At 58.4% G+C, this 23,098-nt stretch carries 18 protein-coding genes and 1 tRNA gene; 12 read left to right on the forward strand and 7 right to left on the reverse strand.

Going from position 1 to position 23,098, the window contains the following annotated elements:
* Window positions 1-100 precede the first annotated feature (100 nt).
* The 5 genes from BBDE_RS04755 to BBDE_RS04775 form a co-directional block, all read right to left on the reverse strand.
* Complete coding sequence (locus tag BBDE_RS04755) at window positions 101-1,666, reverse strand: type IV secretion system protein (RefSeq protein ID WP_003840420.1); 1,566 nt, start codon at window positions 1,664-1,666, stop codon at window positions 101-103.
* 85 nt (window positions 1,667-1,751) lie between these two features.
* Window positions 1,752-2,117 (reverse strand): hypothetical protein, encoded by a 366-nt coding sequence (locus BBDE_RS04760; protein ID WP_003840419.1) that lies wholly within the window; start codon window positions 2,115-2,117, stop codon window positions 1,752-1,754.
* A 74-nt stretch (window positions 2,118-2,191) separates the two neighbouring features.
* The gene (locus BBDE_RS04765) at window positions 2,192-2,869 is read right to left on the reverse strand and encodes a hypothetical protein (RefSeq protein ID WP_012902104.1); all 678 of its coding nucleotides are present in this window, start codon (window positions 2,867-2,869) and stop codon (window positions 2,192-2,194) included.
* Between the two features lie 17 nt (window positions 2,870-2,886).
* A complete protein-coding gene (locus tag BBDE_RS04770) occupies window positions 2,887-4,374 on the reverse strand; it encodes an aggregation-promoting factor C-terminal-like domain-containing protein (protein WP_003840415.1) in 1,488 nt (495 codons plus the stop codon).
* A gap of 157 nt (window positions 4,375-4,531) precedes the next feature.
* Window positions 4,532-5,863, reverse strand: coding sequence for a tyrosine-type recombinase/integrase (locus BBDE_RS04775; RefSeq protein WP_012902105.1), 1,332 nt, complete (start codon window positions 5,861-5,863; stop codon window positions 4,532-4,534).
* Between the two features lie 816 nt (window positions 5,864-6,679).
* On the opposite strand from BBDE_RS04775, the gene BBDE_RS04785 reads away from it, so the two are divergent.
* The 8 genes from BBDE_RS04785 to glgX all read left to right on the forward strand — a co-directional run bounded on the left by BBDE_RS04785 (window position 6,680) and on the right by glgX (window position 17,186).
* Window positions 6,680-7,129, forward strand: coding sequence for a DUF3290 domain-containing protein (locus BBDE_RS04785; protein ID WP_003840411.1), 450 nt, complete (start codon window positions 6,680-6,682; stop codon window positions 7,127-7,129).
* A 1-nt stretch (window position 7,130) separates the two neighbouring features.
* Window positions 7,131-7,790 (forward strand): DUF421 domain-containing protein, encoded by a 660-nt coding sequence (locus tag BBDE_RS04790; RefSeq protein WP_003840409.1) that lies wholly within the window; start codon window positions 7,131-7,133, stop codon window positions 7,788-7,790.
* A 1,034-nt stretch (window positions 7,791-8,824) separates the two neighbouring features.
* Window positions 8,825-9,442 (forward strand): CPBP family intramembrane glutamic endopeptidase, encoded by a 618-nt coding sequence (locus tag BBDE_RS04800; protein WP_003840405.1) that lies wholly within the window; start codon window positions 8,825-8,827, stop codon window positions 9,440-9,442.
* A 345-nt stretch (window positions 9,443-9,787) separates the two neighbouring features.
* Window positions 9,788-10,564: an ANTAR domain-containing response regulator gene (locus tag BBDE_RS04805; protein ID WP_003840404.1), complete on the forward strand. Its 777-nt coding sequence runs from the start codon at window positions 9,788-9,790 to the stop codon at window positions 10,562-10,564.
* Window positions 10,554-13,403, forward strand: coding sequence for a DNA polymerase I (gene polA / locus BBDE_RS04810; RefSeq protein WP_003840403.1), 2,850 nt, complete (start codon window positions 10,554-10,556; stop codon window positions 13,401-13,403). The genes BBDE_RS04805 and polA overlap by 11 nt, the downstream gene beginning before the upstream one ends.
* Window positions 13,404-13,428: 25 nt before the next feature.
* Complete coding sequence (locus BBDE_RS04815) at window positions 13,429-14,334, forward strand: Nif3-like dinuclear metal center hexameric protein (RefSeq protein WP_003840402.1); 906 nt, start codon at window positions 13,429-13,431, stop codon at window positions 14,332-14,334.
* Window positions 14,335-14,336: 2 nt separating this feature from the next.
* Entirely contained in the window at window positions 14,337-14,963 is a 627-nt protein-coding gene (locus tag BBDE_RS04820) for an NUDIX domain-containing protein (RefSeq protein WP_003840401.1), read from the forward strand.
* Between the two features lie 99 nt (window positions 14,964-15,062).
* Window positions 15,063-17,186 carry a glycogen debranching protein GlgX gene (gene glgX / locus BBDE_RS04825; RefSeq protein ID WP_003840400.1) on the forward strand — a complete coding sequence of 708 codons (2,124 nt, stop codon included), beginning with the start codon at window positions 15,063-15,065 and terminating at the stop codon, window positions 17,184-17,186.
* Window positions 17,187-17,258: 72 nt separating this feature from the next.
* Here the strand turns inward: glgX and BBDE_RS04830 are convergent, their stop codons facing one another.
* Complete coding sequence (locus BBDE_RS04830; RefSeq protein WP_003840399.1) at window positions 17,259-18,428, reverse strand: hypothetical protein; 1,170 nt, start codon at window positions 18,426-18,428, stop codon at window positions 17,259-17,261.
* Between the two features lie 105 nt (window positions 18,429-18,533).
* Between BBDE_RS04830 and BBDE_RS04835 the strand changes: the two genes are divergently transcribed.
* Window positions 18,534-18,607: transfer RNA gene (locus BBDE_RS04835), tRNA-Pro, on the forward strand.
* Between the two features lie 195 nt (window positions 18,608-18,802).
* On the forward strand, window positions 18,803-20,155 hold the full coding sequence (gene aroA / locus BBDE_RS04840; RefSeq protein WP_003840398.1) for a 3-phosphoshikimate 1-carboxyvinyltransferase: 1,353 nt from the start codon (window positions 18,803-18,805) through the stop codon (window positions 20,153-20,155).
* A gap of 25 nt (window positions 20,156-20,180) precedes the next feature.
* Here aroA and BBDE_RS04845 read toward each other — a convergent pair whose 3' ends face one another.
* Window positions 20,181-21,164, reverse strand: coding sequence for a restriction endonuclease (locus BBDE_RS04845; RefSeq protein WP_012902106.1), 984 nt, complete (start codon window positions 21,162-21,164; stop codon window positions 20,181-20,183).
* A 108-nt stretch (window positions 21,165-21,272) separates the two neighbouring features.
* Here BBDE_RS04845 and BBDE_RS04850 point away from each other — a divergent pair, with 108 nt between their 5' ends.
* Entirely contained in the window at window positions 21,273-21,593 is a 321-nt protein-coding gene (locus BBDE_RS04850; RefSeq protein ID WP_003840396.1) for a hypothetical protein, read from the forward strand.
* Window positions 21,594-21,716: 123 nt separating this feature from the next.
* Complete coding sequence (locus tag BBDE_RS04855) at window positions 21,717-23,042, forward strand: hypothetical protein (protein ID WP_033489749.1); 1,326 nt, start codon at window positions 21,717-21,719, stop codon at window positions 23,040-23,042.
* The last annotated feature ends 56 nt before the right edge of the window (window positions 23,043-23,098 follow it).

Genomic DNA, 23,098 nt, shown 5'->3' on the forward strand with positions numbered 1-23,098 from the left:
ATATGCGATCACGGCATGACCCGGACAAAAGGGAAACGGGCCACGCCTAGGATTCCACGTGGAATCCCGAGGACACGACCCGAATAAAGGGAAAACCAGGTCAGCCGACGGTCGGACCCGACGGACCGCCGGGCGATGGCGTGGGGAAACCGACGCCGCCATCGCCGCCACGGCCTCCCGTGCCGCCATGCGCGGTGGCGTCGCCTCCCCGGCCGCCCTGTGACCGGGACCGCGACGACGAGCTGGAATCGCCGCCATGGCCTCCCGTTCCTCCGGAAGCGGTGGCGTCGCCTCCCCGGCCTCCAGGCGCGCCGGACACGCCCGGGGAAGGTGACGTGGAACCGGAACCGTCCCGTCCGCCGTCCGCGGCGGGAATCCCGGAAACGGGTTCGGGCTGCGGCATGCCGGACGTTTGGACGTCGACCCCGTCCACAACGGACCGGCCCGCGTCATCGGTGCCGGGAACACGATCCGGTGACGGCGCCTGGGAAGGCATGGTCGTCGGCAGACCGTCCTCCGTGCCGGTCTGACCCGACGTGTCGGACGCGTCCGACTGGTTCCGGCCGGCTGCGTCCACGGTGGGTGAGGAGTCGGAATCCGAATGCTTGCCCTTGCCGTCGGATTTGTCGTCTTTGCCGCCCAGCATGTCGCCGATGGTTTCGCCCGCACCGGACGCGTCTCCCCTGAGCATGCCGCCGACCATGTCCGCCAGACCGGACGTGGCGCCGCCGACGCCCGACAGGCCCGCCGTGGCCGAAGCCACGATACCCGCCGTGACCTGGGCCGCGGTCTTGACGGCGCCGGGACCGACCTTGCCGCCACGCTCCTGCATCTCACCGGTCACGTTGGCGCCGATGAAACTCACCGCGGGCATGACGAGACGCGGACTGAAACAACACATGAACAACGTCGCCAAACCGATGAGGGTGGGAAAGAACGACGAGGAGACGTTCGTATCGTTGTTCGCGACGTTGAGCAGTGCGCTGCCGACCATGAGGATCAACGCCGACAACGGTTTGACCAGCATCACGCCGGCCACCGCCTCGACCCATTTCAAAGCGGCCGGGCGGGTGGTCCTCCAGCCGGACATCATGATCGGTAGCGGAGCCACGGCGGCCAGAAGAACCAGGCTCAGCAATCTGGCCGCGAGCATGCCCGACAACGCCAGGGATGCGAACCACACGAGGACATAGACGACCAGCCGGATCAGCATGTCGGCCTGCGCACCGTATTTCGTCGCGGTACCGACCAGATTCGACACGACACTGTCACTGAACGCGCCGGAAGCCGTATCGCCGGACAACTGCACGTTCAGGATCTTCGCGCTGACTGTCCCGACGATACCCTCCAACGTGATCATCACGCTCACGCTGACCGCGGTCAAAGGCCAGGCGAGCACGCACATCGCGAAACTCTTGACCGATTCGGCCACGCTGCCCTTGACCGCGGCATGCAGCGAGCCGATGATGCATATCGCCATGTTCACGAAACCCATGATCCAGCCGATACGGTTCGCGGCGGTGATCGCGATGTTCCACTGACTGTTCGACACCGTTCCGGCCGTGCCGGTGAACGCGCCCGTGATCATGCTGCTGGCCGCGTTATCCAGGGGTTTGAAAAGCCAGTCGATGAAATTGCTGAGAACGGTCTGGACTATCTCGGACATGCGCGCCTCCCCGCGTCATCGCAGAAAGGTGCCGCGACCGTGGCACGGCCACGGCGCCCATCGGATTGAAAGGGCATCATCCTTTTCAGAACAGCGCCTGCGTCGCGAAGAACTTCACGATCGCCATGGAACTGCCCAGGATCATCGTCGCCAGAGCGCACCAGATGAACACGGTGCCGGAATACTGCTGCATCGGACCCGAATGGATCACCCTGCCCATGATCCATGCGATCGCGGCGCAGATCCAGGCGGCGATGGCGATATACAGGCTCATCGCCCACAGGCCGCCGACCATGTTCTGCACAAGCTCCATGAACGGGAAGAAACTGAAGTTCGGGCTCACGTTCAGACTCGAGAGATCCGAATCGGTCAATCCGGCGGCGACGGTCAGGAAACCGTTCGCCGTTGTCAGGGAAGAGACGGCGGCGACGGCCGTAATATGGTGAAACATGATTCACACTCCTTTCAAGCAGACCCACGCCGAGCCCGGACATAGCAAGCCGATAATCGGATAGGAGGGACGGTTCAACGGTCGCCGGACGATCCGCCGCCCGAACCGTTCGTCTTCTTGGAAGAGGTCTTCTTGGATGCCGGCGACGAATCCCCGGAGGTGTCCGAACCGTTGCCGAACGCCTCGTCCCACGTCTTCTTGATGTAATCCCAACCCTTTTGGAACACGTTGCCGTCACCGTCGCCGCCCGTAAGCCACTTCCAGCCCTCCAACGACTTCTTGACCGTGGACGACACGGCATCCTTCACCGTGTCGCCGATGGAGGAGGCGATGTCCTTGCCGAGCTGGGAGGCCAGGGAACCGAGACTGTCGCTGCCTTTCTCCCGACCGTCCTTCAACGCGTCGCTATCGACCTTCCGTCCGGCGACCGAATACGAGGTGTTCGACTTCAACCCATCGCTGCCGAACAGGTTCGCGCTCCACGCCCAACCGGTACACGCCGCACCGATCGTGAAGGGGACCATGAGCGCGGCGGCCAGACGCTTCCAGGAGAACGCCCGTTCCATCATGTTGTTCGTGATCAGTCCCGGCACCATGCTGATGCATCCGATGACGATCACGCCCACGGCGAGGACGAGCGCGACCGCGACGACGCCGCCGACCATGTCGCGTACGCCCTGGACATCCCAGGAAGCGTCGGGCACCAGTCCCTTGAGCTCCTCGTCCGCAACGATAACCATGCCGATCATCATGTCTCCCTCCATATATGTCAGTACCAGTTCCGCGTCTGCCAGACGGCCCACGCGCCGCAAGGCGTCTTGTATCGTTGGAGGATGTAATCCAAACCCCATTTGATCTGCGTCGAGGCATTGTCCCGCCAATCCTGTCCGGCCGACGCCATCTTGCTTCCCGGCAACGATTGGGGGATGCCGTACGCTCCGGACGACGTGTTCTCCGCGTTCCACCGCCAACCCGACTCGCGGGTCCAGATCTGCACGAGGCACTCATACTCGTCATCGTCATCCCACCCATAGGCCTTCATCCTGCTTCTGGCGATCTTCTTCGCGTCCTCCGCGCTGGCATGCGTGCCGTCCACGTCACCGTCCGAACCGGACGACGACGCCACGCACTGCTCCACATCGGACGAGCCCGCCGTGCCGGCGCCGGTGATCTTGCCATCGGGCAGCACGTAGGTGCCACCGTTAACGATCGGCATCGTACGCGAATACACCTTGTAGCCGGCACCCTTCTCGCTCGTGGTGATGGTGCCTTTCGCGGTGTCCACGGACTCGACGACGCCCACATGACCGTATGTGGGATCCGATCCCTGCACGCCGGCCGGCCAGCTGATGATCGCACCGGCGACGGGAGCGTTCTTGGTGGTCCTGAAACCGGCCTTCGCGCCGCTTGAGGCCCAGTCCTGACCATTGCCCCAATACCGGCCCACACCCGTCCAGCCGAGTTTCTTCGCCCTCATGCACGTCCACCAGGTGCACTGGCCGTACGCGTAGGTGGCGCAGAAATCGTCCGGCCCCTGCCGGCCGTCGAACCAGGCCATGGCATCCTGTTCGCTCATGCCGACCAGTTCGGTCGATCCGGTACCGCCCGAAACGGCCTGCCCGTTCGACGTGCCCGACGATCCGATGATGTTGCCCGTACCCTTATAGCGGAAATAGGCGGTGTATCCAGCCGCATACGAGGTGACGCTGATCTCGTCGCCGGTCTGGTCCCCGGCTTTGCCTCCGCTGATGCCACCGTTCTCGTCCTGATGGGCGCCAACGAACCGGCCCTCACCGATGTAGATCTCCGTATGAGCGGACTGCCAGACCACATCACCGGTCTGCAGGTCGGCGACCTTGGTCCAGTCATGACGTTCGAACCCGGCCTTCTCCAATATGGCCGGCTCGCCGGTCGTGTTGAACGCGTAGGAACCGACGTCCAATCCCGCGTTCTTCAACGCGTAGTACACCAGGCTCGAACAGTCATAGTCCGGATCGCCGTTACGATTCGACTGGCTGTACCCGTGGGAATCGTCATCCGCGATCCGTTTCGCCCACGCTACCCATGAAGTCGATGACAGCGAATCCGAACCGCAGGTCGTGCCATATTGCGATTGGACCAACGCGACCAGGATCGTCATCAATGACACGACGATCACCAACGGGATCACGAAAACCGCCACCGGCGCCACGATACCGGCGATGACCATGGTGCCGGCGCCACGCCCGGCGTTCGAAGAAGCCTTGGATCCGGCCATGAGATCTTCCCTCCCGCACGACGACGAACGGCCCCGTGGAATGGACCCTGGGACGCGGCCCGACGTGCGCCGATACGACAACAACGATTTACAACCAAGGTCACGCGTCCGAAGAACGGAAAGCGGCCGATAATCGGCCGAACGGGGATTTTCGAACCTAGGAGCCGGAACCGGCCAAGGGCGAGAGGATGTCCAGGATCAGACTGAGTTTCTTGCCGAGATCCGAATCGGCCGGATCCCATCCCCCGAACGAACCATCGGCCGCACGCACGTCAAGGATGCGCTGCAGGCCGACGCTGCCGGACACCATGCCACCGGCCATGCGATTGACGACCTGCCGCTGATGCTCGGGCACGGTACGCGTGTAGTGACGCACCACGACCTCCTGGGTCGAGTCGCCGATGCTGTCCATCGCCTCACGGATCGTGCCGCCGGATTGCATCAACAAAGTCGTATGGGTCACCCTCAACGTCCGGAACGTCGCGGTCGGGCATCCCGCAGCCTCACGCGCCCGACGGAAATGGTTGCCCAACGTCTGCGGCGGCAGGATCATGCTCCTCTTTCCCTGGAACACGTAAGGGCTTGACTGGTCGCGACGCGTCCGGATATGCTCACGGATCAAAGGGACCAGCAGATCGGGCAGCACGCACACCCGTTTCGAATGATCGGACTTCACCGGCCCCAACCGCAACGGTCCCGAATCCTGATCGCCACGGCATACGGAATGGTTCACGCTCATGGTCCGCGCCTCGAAATCGAAATCGTCCACCGTCAACGCGCACACCTCACCGATCCTCATGCCACCGGCCCACGCGGCCAGCAACACGCTCAACCGGTCGGATTCCGGCATCGACTCGTACAAAGCCGCCAACTGCACGCCCGTCAACGGCGGCACGCTCCATGACTTCGGTTCCGGATCCGGCGGTATCGGCAACACGAACGGATTCGACTCCAACAACGGCATACCCGTACCGAACCTGTCCGAACAGGCGATATCCAGAATCGCCTTCAACCGTTGACAGGTCCGGGGAAACACCCACGCACCCTCGTCATGCGGGCCGAAATACCATTTCGAGACCACCTCCGGGGTGATGTCCGTCAGACGCATCCCGCCGAACACATCCTTCAAATGCTGCACATCCGTCTTCAGGTTACGTTTCGCCGCGCCCCTCAACGCGGTCCCGTCCGGTTTGCGATGCGTGTCGACGTACCAGTCGGCCAGCTCGTCGAACTTCATGAGGGAAGCGCGGGCACGCCGGGAACGCGCGGTGGGGTGCACCCATTTCTGTACGCCGCGTCGATGCAGATTAACGAGCATCTCCTCGCCGTTAAGCCAGGCCTGCGCATCCTCCGAGGTCCTGAAGGAACGCTGCACACGCCGCGAGGGATCCAAAGGAGACGCGTAGCGAGCGAGCCAGGAACCTACGCTTCCATCGGCTCTTTTCCTTGCGATCACTGTGCCGAATCGGCGGCGCCTATCCGCTTCCATCCACATCTCCTTCCAGGGATTCCAATTCGAGATTAGTCCCGGAATCCCTGGAATAGTGCACCCGAATTGGAACCTATCATCACGAGATCAGGGGAGGCTTCTTCGCCTATCCTCCCAGTTCGGGCTTATTATCCGTCCCTCTCATAGGGAATCTCGCGAGTGTCTAGGACGCTATCCCTCGAGGGTCTCAACGTGATTCCCGCTCTTCTGGAACTGCAGATGCAGCCAGAGCAGGATGAGAATCATGAGAATCTGGTTCGAGTCCCACCGGGGGCACCATCGCGACGAACGGCCTTGGCCGGGCAACACCGGCCGAGGCCGTTCCGTTGTTCCCGGCCTCGGGCCTGACCGGATAAAGGGGTGTCCCGGCGCCTACGGGAACGCCTTGCCGGTCTTGATGCTTTTTCATTCCGAGCTCATTCATGAACGCATCATTCATGAGTTCGTCGGGTGTGGCGTCCAGGAAATTCGCGGCATTGACCAGATCGGAGACGGACCAGGCGCTTTTCCTCGCGAGCTTCACTGAGATTGTCGATCTTTTCACACCGGGGAACATATTCGAGACCCGCCCTCGCGGTGTGGGCATCGGCGGGATCATGCGTGTCACCACGGCCACGAGTGCCGGATGTCCGGATGACGGATTCCTTTCGAAATTCACCCAGTCCCGCCGTCACCCGGACGGGGACGCAACTCCCGTCGGATTGAGGAACGGCATCCGGCACGAACGGTCCGGTGGATGGCTGGTGTAGACTTTTCGGGAGAGGAACGGTCCCGCCGCCGGGCGGGAACTCCATTGGAATCAAGACCAGGTGACGCATGGACTTCTATGACCTCGACTACATCGTCTCGCATCAGTCTTCCGATTCGGCGCTGCGCGTGGCCGCGATACTTGTCCTGCTCGTGACGGGCATGGTCTTCGGCGTGCTCTACCTACGCGACAGGATACGGACCCGGTGGAGGGACGTGGGAGTGGGCGCCCTCGTCCTCTCGCTGATACTGATAGGCGTGCAGGCCGAACAATACCTCCAGGTGAGTAATCGGATATCCCAGTCCCAACTGCTCGTGAGCTTCATCAAGGGCGTCGCCAAGGATCAGCACGTTCCGGAGGACGAGGTCCTGGTGAATTCCACGAGCCTGAAGGACGGCATCATCGTGCGTTTCAATGAAAGGGATTACCTCGTCCACCTCAACGACGACAACAACTCCTACACGCTCGAACGGACGCACATCATTGATCACAATGTCTACGTGAACGGGAATCGCTGACATGGGTTTCTATACATTGACGATCATCAAGTTCTCGCTGGGCATGCTCGTGATGATCCTCCAGATCAACATTCTCGGGAAACGCGAATTCTCCCTCAATACCCCGCTCAACCAAGTCCAGAACTACGTGCTGGGCGGCATCATCGGCGGGGTGATCTACAACCCATCGGTCACGGTGCTCCAGTTCCTGATAGTCCTCCTCATCTGGTCGCTTGTCATCGTGGCGGCGAAGCTCCTTTTCGGGAGCAGCGGGACGCTCAGACGGGCCATCGCCTGCCAACCCGAGCTCCTCGTCTGCGACGGGAAGGTGGACATCGCCCGATGCGCGAAGGTCGGCCTCACCGCGGAACAGCTCAGTGGGAGCCTGCGTGAGAAGGGCATCCCCAGCGTGGCGGATGTGAAGGCGGCCGTCATGGAGACCGATGGCAGGCTCACGATTCGCGTGGCCGGCACACGGGATGGGAGCCCGCTGCTGCCATTGGTGAGCGACGGACATCTGGTCCGTGATGGTCTGAAGCTTGCGGGCAGGGACGAAACATGGGTGACGGAACGGCTCAGGGAACAAGGGTATGGCTCGGTGAGGCAGGTCTTCCTAGCTGAACTCGTGGATGGGAGCCTTGAAGTGGTTCCGTTCTCGGACGCGGCACGCTCGATGGCCTAGTTCCCATCGCCATCACGCGGGTCCCATCCACATGACCGACGGCCCACGCAAAAAACGAGTGGCATCCGCACTTTGGCGATCGTGTTTTAGAAAATCGCCGGCCTCGCCGCCGGCCAGAGCAGACAGGTAAATCGCAATCCGTGTGTATGCGGGTGTCGCAACGTATCGCATCCTTAATGTTTTGCCGTCCACTGGTCGGATTCGCCATGATTCGGGTTGCGGATCCGGTGGAATGGGCAGCATGAAAGGATTCGTCTCGATGAGAGGAGAGGCGCCGTCGCTTGGTTTCGTGGCTTCTTCCAGGATTGATTTGAGTCGTTCGCGTTCCTTCCAAGGTCTACGAGGAGCTTTTCCTCCTCAAGCCAGCTTTGTGCCTGGATCCTGCCATCCTTGCCGAATGAGCGTTGGCAACGGACTCCCTTGTAGGTGTATCGTCCGATCCATGTCTGGGTCTTGCCGCTGGGGTGCCTTCTGAGCAGCACGGTCCCGAATTGGCGTCTCTTTTTCCTCTTCTCTGTCATGCGGCCGTCCTTTTTTCCGGTTATAGAAACAGCCCGTCGGAAAATGTCATCCTTGGGTTAATGTGTCACCCTAGGAGACGCCTTCGCGACGGGCTGAAACGGGGATTCAGGTTCGGGCTTTGTGAGAGATGCGTATGCGGGCTGTGATTGTCATGCTGTAAAGCAGCAGGAGACAGGCGGGGTCTGGGATGATGGGGTCCGACTCGTCAGTCTGGCCTATGGTCATGGGTTCGAGTTCCGCCGGGGCACCTGAAACGACGAAGAATCGCGGATAGGCCGATTGGGAAATGATCGTGTCCGCGAGATTTCGATGATTATGGACGATGCATATCCTCCAAACTCAGCGCAGGTGATGGTTTTCGAGGAATATGCATGCGCTGGATATCGCATGCGAAGATGAGGTGGACTATCTCACACGCTTAAGCGTTTTTGGTGTAATTCTTCTTGAAATAGTATCATGTTGATGTCATATTTTCAGTCTCAGTACGTGCGATTGCGGTACGGGAGGGCCTGATGGATTTGTTCGTTCATACGCTCGTTTCCGGGCTTGTCCAGTTTGCGCTGGCCGTGCTCATCGCTTTCGTCTGGTGGTGGTTTAGCGCGCGCCATCAGCGGCGGTTCACTCAATGGATCGGTCTTACGAAGATCAAGGGCGGGACGAAGACCTTCTCGTTCATGCTCCTTACGCTTCTGATCCTGTTCGGGTGTGGCTGGCTTGTCATTCAGGTGATACCGAGTACATATACCTATACCGCGTCCACGCAATTCGGAGGTTTGGGATGGGCGGCTCTGCCATCCGTTCTCGTACATGCGTTGCTGAACACGTCGGGGTGGGAGGAGATCTTCTTCCGGGGACTCCTGTTGAAGCGTCTGATGGGCAAGTGCGGACTGCTCGTCGCCAATGCCCTTCAAGCCGTCCTGTTCGGTCTTATGCATGGTGTCCCTTTGTTTCTCATGACGGGAATGAGTGTCGTTCAGGCCGCTGTCATCACCCTGTTCACCGGATTGGCGGGCTGGTGCATGGGGTATATGAACGAAAAGCATGCGCAAGGGTCCATCTTCCCGAGCTGGACGGTGCATATGCTGTCCAATGTGGCGTCGGGAACGCTATCAGCCTTCAACATGCTCTAAAGCATGGGCATGACTTGCAAAGGTATGGAAGAATCGGCGCATCTCATCACATAGCAGGATGGGAACGTTCCTCCGGCGTCCGGCGACTTCGTCATGTTGGAACGCAAGCGCAGACTTGGTTTACGCGACACGCATATATAGGCGGCTGCTATTATCATTTCAGAAAGAACAAGGAGGCAGGCTGGCTGGAGCCGTCTGCTGCCGGCTTTATGCGGATTGAACCAGAGCCTTGCGGAGGTGGTGTTCGAGTCCCGTTCGGGGCGCGTGACACACGTCGAATCAATCCGGGTCTAGGTGGGATTGGCATCGAGCCGGGCATGGGTGCGATAGTGAAAAGAGACTGATATGGCTGCAAGGAAGAAGACCACTGATTCGGCTGAAGTGAGCGAGGTGCTCACTGACGAAGAGCTCAAGGCCGCTGCGGAGCCTGAAGAGGCCTCAACCAAGGAAGGCGAACCGCATAAGCGTACCGTTGTGGTGGCCGAAGATGAATCGGTGAATCGCATGGATCTGGTCGCCATGCTTGAAGACAACGGCTACGAGGTCGTCGGTGAAGCGGCCAATGGTGAGGAGGCCATCGAACTGACCCGTAAGTACCGTCCGGACGTGGTGTGCATGGATGTGAAGATGCCTCGTACCGACGGCATCACCGCGGCCGGCGTGATCTGCGATGAGAACATCGCCCCGGTCGTCATGCTCACCGCATTCTCTCAGCCTGATTTGGTCAAGCAGGCCACCGGCGCGGGTGCCATGGCATATGTGACCAAGCCATATGAGGAATCCAAACTGCTGCCGGCCCTCGAAGTGGCCATGGGTCGCTTTGCTGAGATCAATGATCTGCTTGACAATGTGGAGCGTAGCGAATCCAAGTTGCGCGACACTGAGGAGCAGCTCAAAAAGGCCGAGGAACAGCTTAAGAAGGCTGAGGAGACCCTTGAGGAACGCAAGCTTGTCGATCGGGCCAAGGGCCTGTTGATGGACAAGGCGGACTTCTCCGAGCAGGGCGCCTTCCGTTGGATTCAGAAGACCTCCATGGATCAGCGCATCCCGAAGAAGCGTCTGGCCATGGCCATCATCGCCAAGTATGGCGAGCAGAAGTCGGAAGCAGAGGATGAGCGCTAACACAGCAACTGTGGAAGGCACTTCACGCGGAACGCTATTGGTCGTTGATGGCCATTCCTTGGCGTTCCGCGCTTTTTTTGCCTTGCCCGTAGAGAATTTCAGCACTTCGGCCGGTCAGGCCACCAATGCGGTATGGGGCTTCGCCACCATGCTGTCGCAGGTGATTGACACTGAGCATCCCGACCATTTGGCGGTGGCGTTCGATGTCAAGGGCGGCACCTTCCGAAATACGATGCTGCCGCAGTACAAAGGCACACGGGATGCCGCTCCGGAGGATCTGCTCAGTCAGCTGCCATTGATTCAGAGGATGCTTTCCGCCCTAGGAGTCACCTATATCGAACAGCCCGGCTATGAGGGCGACGATGTGATCGGCACCTTGGCGACCATGGGAGACAAGGCCGGATACCGTACGTTGGTGCTTTCCGGCGACCGTGACGCCTTCCAGCTGATCAATGACAACATCACCGTGTTGTATCCAGGTCATCATTTCAAGGATTTGAAGCATATGACCGCTGAGGCGGTGGTGGAAAAATACCATGTCACACCGGAACAGTACCCCGATCTGGCCGCATTACGTGGTGAAACCGCCGACAATATCCCGGGAGTGCCGGGCGTGGGTGACGGGTTCGCCGCGAAATGGATCAACCAATATGGCGGACTTGACCAAATCATCGAGCATGCCGACGAAATCACGGGCAAAAAAGGCGAAGCCCTGCGTGAGAACATCGAACAGGTCAAGTTGAATCGTTCCGTGAATGCGTTGGTGCGGGATCTCGAACTTGATGTGACTCTTGACGATTTGACGTTCGGAACCGTTGACACCGCGCGACTCAATGACTTGTTCTCCAAACTGGAATTCGGCATTCGCACTAGAAATCGCGTGCTGAAGACCTTCAATGCGGGCACGACGACGGGCGTCACGGTCCAGACGGAGTCCAATCGGGTCGTGCTGCCGGAAGTCATGACGATTACCCATGGAGACGAGCTGCGTACATGGGTGGATGCGAACATGCCACCGGCCGATGAACATCTGCATGGGGATGATGAGGATGCGAATCCGGCCATTGATGCCGGATCCCTCATTGAGAACACCATGACATGCACCAATGCCGTCAACCATTCCTGGGTGCTACAGGCCGAAGGCGTGGCCAAGCCAGGAAACGCAAGCATGGCTTCACTGATGCTGATGGTGAACGGCAAAGGTGCCCAGATCGAGCATGTCGATGACTCGATTGCGAACGAACTTCAGCATATGCTCGACGGATACCACCGTTCTATGGTGGTGCACGGCTACAAGGAACAGCAGCATCTGCTCGAATCCGTCGGCATCACCTTGCCTACGCCGCTGTTCGACACCAAGCTGGCGGGCTATTTGGTACACCCGGATTTCCACGCGGAATCGCTTGAACAGGCGGCCGGCCACTTCCTTGACCTGCACTTCGAGGAGCAGTCGTCCGAGGCCACGCAGGGCACACTTGATCTGGATGATATGGACGGATCCTCGAATACGCAAGCCGATGAGCTGCAACGTCATGCGGCCATCGTCGACATGCTGGCGAATGTGCTGGCGGACCTGCTGGATCAGCGTGCACAGTTCGGGCTGCTCAAGTCCATCGAATTGCCGGTATCGAAGGTACTGTATGGCATGGAGCATGCAGGCGCCCAAGTCGACATGATACGTTTGACCGAAATGCGTGACCAGTTTGCCGCCGATGCGCGTCAGGCCCAGGAGATCGCTTGGGAAAGCGCCGGCGAGCGTGTGAATCTGCAAAGCCCCAAGCAATTGCAGAAGATCCTGTTCGAAGACATGGGCCTGAAGCCCACGAAGAAGACCAAGTCGGGCTCCTACACCACGAATGCGGCCGCATTGCAGACACTGTACGAGCATTCCCTCGATAATGACCGCGCGAACCAGTTTCTGGGAGCACTGCTGAGGCACCGCGAAACCAACAAGCTCAAGCAGATCGTACAGACGCTGATCGACGCCACGAACCCTCGTGACGGTCGTATTCACACGACGTTCGAGCAGACGGTCGCTGCGACGGGCAGACTCAGTTCCGTGGATCCGAATCTGCAGAACATTCCCAATCGCAATGCGGCAGGCCGGGAGATTCGCTCGGCATTCGTGCCGGGGGAGGGATACGAGTCGCTGCTCAGCTCCGACTACTCGCAGGTGGAGCTACGTATCATGGCCGATCTTTCCGGCGACGAGGCGCTGATTGAAGCATTTCGTTCCGGTAGGGACTTCCACAAATATGTGGCCAGTCTGGTCTATGGCATTCCTGTGGAGGAGATCACTTCCGACCAGCGTAGCCACGTCAAGGCGATGAGTTACGGTCTGGCCTACGGCCTGAGCACCTATGGGTTGGCTCAGCAGCTCAAAATCTCCCCGAAAGAAGCGGAGTCATTGAGGAACCAGTACTTCGCCACTTTCGGCAAAGTACATGAATACCTTGAATCACTGGTCTCCACTGCACGCGAGAAAGGCTATACCGAAACGATTTATGGTCGTCGCCGGTATTTCCCCGGATTGAAGTCACCGAATCGTGCGGTTCGTGATGCGGCCGAACGTGCCGCGTTGAACGCTCCGATTCAAGGATCGGCCGCCGATATCATGAAAATCGCCATGATTCGTGCTGCGGATTCCTTGCGCGACGCGTGCCTGAAGAGTCGAATCATCCTGCAGATTCATGATGAACTCGTCGTGGAAATCGCTCCGGGCGAAGCCGAACAGGCCACTGCATTGGTCAGGAACGCGATGGAACACGCCGTTACGATGGCCGTGCCGTTGGACGCTTCCACAGGTATCGGTTCGGATTGGCAGCTTGCAGCACATTGATCACAGCGAGGAAGGGAATCATTCAATGGCAACCCTCAAACAGGTCGTCGACGTATTGGAAACGCTGTATCCGCTACGCTATGCGGAGGAATGGGACGAACCCGGTCTGATTGTGGGCGATCTTCGACATGAAGTCTCCAATATCGCATTTGCGGCCGATCCTTCCATGGCGGTGATCGATGAGGCCATCGTCAACCACGTTGATCTGCTGATCTGCCATCACCCGCTGTTCTTCCGTTCCGTGCATGCGGTTTCCGGACTTGGATTCCGTGGTGAAATCGTACGCAAGCTCAATGAGGCGGGATGCGCTCTGTGGGTAGGGCATACGAACGCCGACGCCTCATATCGAGGTGTCGGTCAGGCGGCTGCCGATATGTTCGGTGTGGAAGATCAGCGCCCGCTGGTGCCCATCGATGATGCGAAGGCCGAGCATGCGATCGGATTGGGACGCGTGGGGCGTTTGTCGGAACCGATGCCTCTGCGCGATTTCGCCCGTCGTGTGGCGGATGCGTTGCCTTATACCGAGCTCGGTGTACAGGTTTGCGGCGAACTCGATGCCCCGGTGCGTACGGTGGCCGTGCTTCCAGGTTCCGGAGACTCGCTGTTCGACGAGGTTCGTGCCGCGGGAGTGGACGTGTATGTGACCAGCGACCTACGCCACCATCCGGTGACGGATGCTATAGAACAAGCCCGATACGAAGCCTCCATGCGTGCTCAGGGAGTGTGCATCGGCCAAGGCGACGATCAGGTACGTCCCGCGTTCATCAATACGCCGCACAGTGCCATCGAATCGATGTGGTTCCAGTATGCTATGGGCGACGTGCCTCGTGCCGTAGCTGAAGCCACCGGCGACATTCCGGCGGTGCGATGGATCTCCATGAACACCGATCCATGGAATCTAGTGCTACCGTCAAGCGGTCAGGAACGTTGAATATGAATATCGACAGCGTGAACAAAGCGCTGGAGCGTTCCGGAGACGGTGTCGATATGGAACGTCCGGTCACGGTGGTGAGTCGCGAGCTGGTATATCAAGGGGCGATTTTCAGCGTCGAGGATATGCGGCTTGGACTCCATCTGCACCACGGCGGGCAGACGGTAATCCGCAGACAGGTCATGCGTCATGCGCCTTGCGTGGTCATGCTGGTGCATGACCTGAAACGGGACCTGTACCTGATTGAACGGGAATACCGTGTCGGCAGCGATATGTTTGCTTACGGTCTTCCCGCCGGTCTCATCGATGATGGCGAAGACGTCGAACAGGCCGCGTTGCGTGAGCTTGTCGAGGAAACCGGTGTGAGGCCTATCCGTGGCGACGATATGGCGTTCGATCATGTGGGGGAGTTCTATTCATCGGAGGGCATGACCGATGAGCTGGCCCACATCATGATCATTCGTCTTGGCTCCTGGCAGTCCGTTGAACGGCATTTCGATGCCGACGAACATGTCGAATCCGCGTGGATCACTTGGGAGCAGCTGCGGAGGACGCGTATCACGGCGTCCAATTCCATGATTGCGATTCAATACGAGCAGATTCGTAGAATGAAGGAAAACGGGCGATAAAATTTCAAGTCGCACTACAATCGCCGGAAAAATCGCAGATAAACCGGTTCCGCCCGAAGTCGTGAGATACTTGAAGGTATGCAAATCAGACCTGGTTCGATGTATCCACTCGGAGCAAGCTATGACGGGGCGGGAGTGAACTTCGCCCTTTTCTCTCAAGTTGCACAGAAAGTGGAGCTCTGTCTCTTCGACGAAGAAGACAATGAAACCCGCATCGAAATGACCGAACAAAATTCTTATGTCTGGCATAACTATCTGCCGGGCATACAGCCCGGGCAACGATATGGATACCGTGTCTACGGACCATACGACCCGTCGCGCGGCCTACGGTGCAATCCGAACAAGCTACTGCTTGACCCATATGCGAAAGCCATCGAAGGCAACATCGACGGCGACGAAAGCCTGTTCTCCTACTGGTTCAGCAGTCCCGACGACCTAGGGAACATGAACACGCTGGACTCGTCCGCACACACCATGAAAGCGGCCGTGGTCAACCCGTATTTCGACTGGGGCAACGACCAGCATCCGAACATCTCATACCACGATTCCGTCATCTACGAGGCCCATGTACGCGGCATGACCAACCTCAACAAGGACGTACCTGCGGATATTCGAGGCACCTATGCCGGACTGGCCTATCCGTCGGTCATCGAATACCTTAAGAAACTCGGTGTCACGGCCATAGAGCTCATGCCGATTCACCAGTTCGTCAACGACAGTTTCCTACAGGAAAAAGGACTGAGCAACTACTGGGGCTACAACACCATCGGCTTCTTCGCACCGCATAACGCCTACTCCAGTTCCGGGCAACGCGGCGAACAGGTCAACGAATTCAAATCCATGGTCAAGGCGTATCATCGCGCCGGCATGGAAGTGATTCTCGACGTGGTGTACAACCATACCGCCGAAGGCAACGACCGTGGCCCCACCTTGAGCTTCAAAGGCATTGACAACGGTTCTTACTATCGACTCGTCGACAACGATCCACGACACTATTTCGATACCACCGGCACAGGCAACTCCCTGCTGATGCGCTCGCCGCACGCGCTGCAGCTCATCACCGACAGCCTGCGCTACTGGGTCACCGAAATGCACGTTGACGGCTTCCGCTTCGACCTGGCAGCCACACTGGCCCGCCAGTTCCAAGAGGTCGACAAGCTATCCGCATTCTTCGACATCGTCGAACAGGATCCGGTCATCTCCCGCGTCAAGCTCATCGCCGAACCATGGGATCTCGGTTCCGGCGGCTATCAGGTGGGAGGCTTCCCGTCCAGCTGGTCGGAATGGAACGGACGCTATCGCGATTGCGTGCGTGATTTCTGGCGCTCGCAGCCGTCCACGTTGCCGGAATTCGCCAGTCGACTGATGGGCAGCTCCGACCTGTACCAGATGAACGGTCGCCGCCCGGTCGCCTCCGTGAACTTCATTACCGCCCATGACGGCTTTACGATGAACGATCTGGTGAGCTACAACGAGAAGCACAACATGGCCAACGGCGAAGGCAATAGAGACGGCGAAAGCAACAATCGTTCGTGGAACTGTGGTGTGGAGGGCCCCACCACCATCAAGGACGTGAATGACCTGCGCCAACAGCAGATGCGCAACATGTTCGCCACGTTGCTTCTGAGCCAGGGAATTCCCATGATCTGCGGCGGCGACGAGGTGGCGCGCACCCAGCAGGGCAATAACAACGCCTATTGCCAGGACAATGCGATTTCCTGGACGAATTGGGATCTGGACGACACTCAGAAGGACCTGTTCGAGTTCGTTGCGAAGCTGATTCATCTGCGTCTGGAACATCCGGTGCTGCACCGCCGTCGTTTCTTTACCGGGCGTGAGCCTGGCGATGCCAGCAGCATGATTCCCCAAGTCGAATGGATGGATCATACCGGTTCCATCATGGACATGGACGATTGGTCGAATACGCACGCGTTCTCGGTGATGATCTACCTGAACGGTTCGGACATTCCGGAAACCGACTGGTATGGCAATCAGATGGTCGACAACGACTTCATCCTGATCTTCAACGCACATTACGAGCCGATCATGTTCACCCTGCCGGACGAGCAATATGGCAAGAAATGGCGTCTGGTCATCGACACGCATAATCCGAAGGGACCGGAGCTCAACTATGAGGCCGGTTTCGCGATCACCGCGCAGTCGAGAAGCTTCCTGCTGCTCATGAGCGACAAGAAGCCGGATAAGAAGGTAAACGAGTTCTAACGTTTGCCGCAGGCAAAGGCTGTGGGCCACCCATATCCAACATGGGTGGCCCACTACTTTTGATGCGGCCGATCAGCGTTCAGAGGCCAGACGTGAGGTTATATCCGGAACAACTGCATTTGCCTCGACGATGTCCTCGACGTTCTTCGGTCCGCTGGTCTGTGCCAGCACCAGCTGCGTTTGCACGCGATCTGCTTCGATGGCGGCGATCTGGCGGGAGAAGATAATGAACCAGCCGAGGAACATCAGACCGGCCAATGCCTCGACGTTCGTCAACGTATTATGCCCGCTCATCCACTGGAATCCAGCGAAAGCACCGACGGCGATCGCGAGATCCGACACGACATACACCGCTTTGGAAAGCTGCGGGGCGAGCCAAGGCAATCCTATCAACAGTACGCTCATCAGGCAGGGGAGTCCTCGCGCGAACACGTTATGCAGAATCGGATGCGGCGTATACCGAAACATGCCGATACCGATGAAGGCGACGCCCGCCAGCGTCAGCATGAACGCCAATAGCAGGATTCGTATTTTGAAATGCCTGGGGGATTCGTCAAGCCCGGTCTGCTGCGCATACTCCCGACGCAGTCGATTGGTGGTGATCAGCTCGGAGATGGCGAAGTAGCTGATAATGATGATGCAGATGCCAGCCAGCATCAGCGTGGAGTTGAACATGCGCGCCGCGAACGTGGTGCGGTCACCCAGCTGGGAGAAGTTGTTGTTATACCAATACGGATCGTCCGAGGTAAGTCCGGCGATGCTTACGCCCGACACCACGAAGAACGGCAACAACGCGGCGATGGTTTTGGCATCCATCAGTTCCGCTTGCACGAAGGTAATGTAACCTACGATGCCTGCAATGCCGGCGCAGAGCATCGGCAGATAGCCGTTAAGCGTACGTGTGCCCATGATGCTGTTGATGATGGAAAGCATCATGAATGAGGTGACGAAGATCGTGGAGGCGTAGACTACCGAGAGGGCCAGGATTTCGAATATACGGCGGATGGGGACCATCCAGCCGTGTTTCAGCGTGAGCGAACGGGACTTACGCGCATAGCCCAAGCTGAAGGAAACCACGCCGCAGGCGGCCACGATGCCGGAGCAGATGGTGAACAGGCGCTGGCTGACACGCCAGATGGCCGGGGCGTACTGCGTGTACAGATCCATGGCGAAACCTGCGACCACGGCGCAAATCATGAAGGAGATAATGCCGGAGGTCTCGGCCTGTTGATGACGTCCCATATCTGCCCCTTCATGCTAAACACTCGCCATTCTAGCCTGTCGTTGTCCAAACATACGCTACAATGGTTCCTTGTGCTCATGCGCTAATTGCGTTTCGTGCACGAACGGGCTGTAGCGCAGTTTGGTAGCGCGTCTGCTTTGGGAGCAGAATGTCGCAGGTTCAAATCCTGTCAGCCCGACCGAAAGCCCGGAATTCCAACAATTGTAATACCTAGGATTCCGGGTTTCATTGTCCTTGGGTACAGTGGGGCACAATGACCGCGCAACCTCCTCGATTGCAGTCATCCGTTCCGTGATCGCGGAACGCACCGATCTCGTTCACTATGTCATCCAAGGCGAGACGAACACGATGTTTTCCGCGGGCTTTGGCTACGATGGGGGACATGAACGCACCTCAAGAGAACCTGTGGCCGGCACTGTTCGCCGGCAAGCCCCTGAACGCCACCGTAGTGGTGCCGGGCAGCAAATCACTGTCGAATCGTTATCTCATTCTCGCGGCGCTTGGATCCGTACCCGTCCGTCTGGTCGGCTTGCTGCGCTCGCGTGACACCGAGCTGATGATGGACGCGTTGCGTGCGCTTGGCGTACGTTGCGAGATCGATGCCGCTACCGATACTACGGTTACGGTTGTTCCGCCTGCGGATGGTCGGTTCCGAGGCAATACAAAAGTATTCTGCGGTCTTGCGGGTACGGTGATGCGCTTCGTGCCAGGGCTTGCGATGTTCGCCGACGGTCCCGTCGACTTTGATGGCGACGAGCAGGCGTACGCCCGTCCGATGAAGCCGGTGTTGGATGGTCTGCAACAGTTAGGTGCGACCATCGAATACCACGGTGAGGAAGGCCGTCTACCGTTCACGATCACCCCGCCTACGGTTGACCCGGCCGCACGGGCGACGCCGAGCGTGGTCTCCATCGATTCGTCCGGCTCGTCGCAGTTTATCTCCGGTTTGCTACTGGTTGGCTCGCGTGTACCGGGCGGTCTTGAGTTGCATCACACGGGGGAGAAGACCCCAAGCCTGCCGCATATCCGCATGACGGTCGCTGATCTTCGAGGTTCCGGCGTGAGCGTTCAGGCTGACGAAGAGGCACGTGTATGGACCGTGCGACCAGGCGCCGTACAGTTGCCGAATGCGGTGACCGTCGAACCTGACTTGTCAAACGCCGCGCCATTCCTGGGAGCCGCACTGATTGCGGGTGGAACGGTTCGTGTGCCGCATTGGCCTGAAAACACCACGCAGCCTGGTGGACTGCTTCCCGGATATTTGAAGCGTATGGGGGCGAAGGTGTCGTTCCTTTCGGAGAACGGAATCCGCTACTGTGAAGTGAGGGGAGACGGCCATATCAAAGGCCTTGGCGATTTTGATTTGACTGCAGCCGGTGAAATCGCACCGTCACTTGCCGCAGTGTTGGTGTTTGCTGATGAGCCGACCCGCATGTTGGGTATCGGGCACCTGCGTGGCCATGAGACCAACCGTTTGGAAGCGCTGGTCAATGAAATCAAGCGCATAGGAGGAGAAGCCCGTGAGCTGTCTGACGGGTTGGAAATTGTTCCGGTGAGTAGCGAAAACCTCAAACCGTCTGAAATGGAAACCTATGCCGACCATCGTATGGCTACGTTTGCCGCCATGCTGGGCCTGCGCATCAAGGGAATTCAGGTTCATAACGTAGCCACTACCGCGAAGACCCTACCGGATTTCGTGAACATGTGGAACGGCATGCTTGCGTGAATGGCTCAGGGCGTTCCAATAGTGGTTATGCCGGCCACCAGATGCGGGTGAGCGGAAGGATTGAGCGGGTTTCTTCGTCGGCTTTGTCGTAGACTTCAACATAGTGGCGTACGAACGAGTCAAGATCGAGCAGACGTATGGGGATGGTGGCTCGGTCGGCTTCGTAGCGGGCTTCCTTGGTGAATCCGCCGGTAGACACATACAGGCCGCGATCCCCGGCTCGAAGTCCGCCAATGAACGAGCGTACCGCCGGAGCGCCCATGGCACCTTTGCGGTGTTTGACTTCGGCCACGATGCGGGGAGATTCCAATCCCAGCGCGTCAGGCGATGCCACTACGTCGCGGCCGCCATCGGGGCCTTTGGGTGTGACACGTGCACAGTAGCCCATGGCCTTGAGCAGACCTGCTACCAGACGCTCCATATCTTCCCAACCGACTTGGTTTACACGATCCTTGATGAGTTCGATGCCGTTATCGTAAGTGGCGGCACGGGCATCGTCATCTGCTGCATCGTCCTCGGTTTCGTCGGGTTGGTTGCTCGTTTCACTCTTTGATGCTGATTTAAGGTCCGCTATGACTTCATCCGATATGGAGAAGATGGTCTGGATGCCGCCAAGGGAGTTCTTAGACGATGTTGTGAGCGCATCGCGTTGGGCGGTCTGCTTCCATTTAACCGCTCGCGTGAAGGTTGCTTCTTCGATGTCGGTGGCAGGTTTGCAAGGGCCTGCGATGATGCCGATATGGTAAAGGCGTGTCGCCGGGTCATACATGACGACGGTCGATCCTTGTTCCATATCATGAGCAAAACAGTAGATCTGTCCCACTGCGGCGGCCAATTTGTTCTTGCTGTCGTTGGGATGTTTGATTGCGTAACCGGAACGAATCTGTTCCCGGCTCATGGAAGCGATATCGGTGGCGCCAAAGTCCCAACCGATGCCCACAAGTCCGCGGTTGAGCCAGTCCGCCGCGTATATGCCTCCTCTGCCCGCACGAATCATCCAAGAGCTCATGATTTCCCCCCTCCAAGCTAATTTACATATGTATTATTCCACCGTGCTGCATTTCTTACCGTATTGAATGGCGTGGTTTGTCGGGCTGTGGCGGGTGTCTGCAATCTGATGGCAACGGCAACGTCTGGGCTATCATTGCACTCCGGCGAAACCGCGTGCCTCAACCGCAACTTCGTATTGGCTACGGTCAGCGGGTTCATCGTCTTATTTGCCATGATGGCCGCCATGTCGCACCTGCCTACCTATCCCCAACTAGCGCACGGTATTATGGGTGCCACCGCGGCGGCCTCCGGTTATGGCACGCGCGAATACTACGTGTTCTTGGCAACTGGCACTAGGGATCTTGCGTATCAGGCTTTGACAGCGCAGATAAAATGCATGAAAACACTGGCGAACGCTTTTGATGCAATGTCTGTTTTCGTGGTTTGAAAAGAGTTGTGACCTATGTCCCACGACATGCGCCCATACGGGCCGTAGGGGCATTCTCTCTTCACCCGTGCTTTTTTAAAATCGGGATAACGGATTAGCTCGATGATGAGAAGGGAGACAGCCATGGGTGTAGAGAGCGTCAATTACCAGTGTCCGGCATGCGGAGGCCCCCTACGCTACGACGGTGCGAAGGCGCTACTTGTTTGTGACCACTGCGACTCGGAATTTGCGTTGGCCGATATCGAGGCCCGCTATGCGGCCAAGCAAGAGAGCGCGGAAGAGAGAGCCCGAGCAGTTGCAGGCAACGCTGGCGGTGCGGCGCAAGCAGGGGCCGCAACTGAAGCCGAGAGCCTTAACGGCGCCTACGTGTGCTCGTCTTGTGCAGCCGAGCTTGTCTGTGATGATACAACCGCCGTTTCCGAGTGCCCCTACTGCGGAAACCCCGTGGTTGCGGCTGGGCGCTTCTCAGGAGATTTCCGTCCCGATCTTGTGATTCCTTTCAAACTTGATCGCAAGGCGGCCGAGAGTGCATTGGCCGAGCACTACAAGGGCAAGGTGTTGCTTCCCAAGAGTTTTGCCGGCGGCAACAGAATCAAAGAAGTCCAGGGCGTTTACGTTCCCTTCTGGCTCATGGATGCCGACGCTGCGGGCTCCGCGACCTTTGAAGCCACGCGTACGCGTCGGCATTATGAGGGCGATGACGAGGTTATCGAGACCGATCACTTCAACGTTGAGCGTGAGGGCTCCGTATCCTTTGAACGTATTCCAGTGGATGGCTCGAGCAAGATGCCCGATGCCCACATGGATGCCATCGAGCCGTTCGACTACGGTGCGCTTGTGCCGTACTCGGTGGCCTATATGCCGGGATTCGTGGCAAACCGCTACGACGAGGACGCTGAGACCTGTCGCGGACGTGCGGAAAAGCGCATTGATACGAGCGTGCGCCAAGCGCTCGAGAACTCTATTGAAGGCTATGACGACGTTACGTGCGATAGCTGCGAAGTCGAGAAAAACTGGGCTGATCCGGTCTATGCGCTCATGCCCGTCTGGATGCTCGGTACCATCTGGGAAGGCGAGCAGTTCCTCTTTGCCATGAACGGCCAGACGGGTCGTTTGGTGGGTGACCTGCCGGTGGACAAGAAAAAGCGTACGTTCATAGGCGTGGGTATTTTTGCCGCTTTCTTCCTCATCTGCTTTGCCGCGGTCAACTTCGGTGGATTCCTTGCCGGGAATGCAGCGGCTTTACAATGGGGCTTCATGCTCCTCACTCCACTGTTGGTGGCGCTTATCGTATGTGCGGTGCTGACGGGTCAGATGAAAAGCGCGGTCGAAGCAACAGAAGCTGACCGTTACCTTGACGCATCTTCGATAAACATCACGCGCCAGCTCGACACCTTTACGCATACCACCACCAAGCGCATCCATCACGAGAAAAGTGAAAAGGATTAATCGTTTGACTTCCGGTTCGTCATAACGAATGCGAGCTCGGGGTCATAAGTTTTGAC

Source organism: Bifidobacterium dentium JCM 1195 = DSM 20436, assembly GCF_001042595.1.
GTDB classification, from domain to species: Bacteria; Actinomycetota; Actinomycetes; order Actinomycetales; family Bifidobacteriaceae; genus Bifidobacterium; species Bifidobacterium dentium.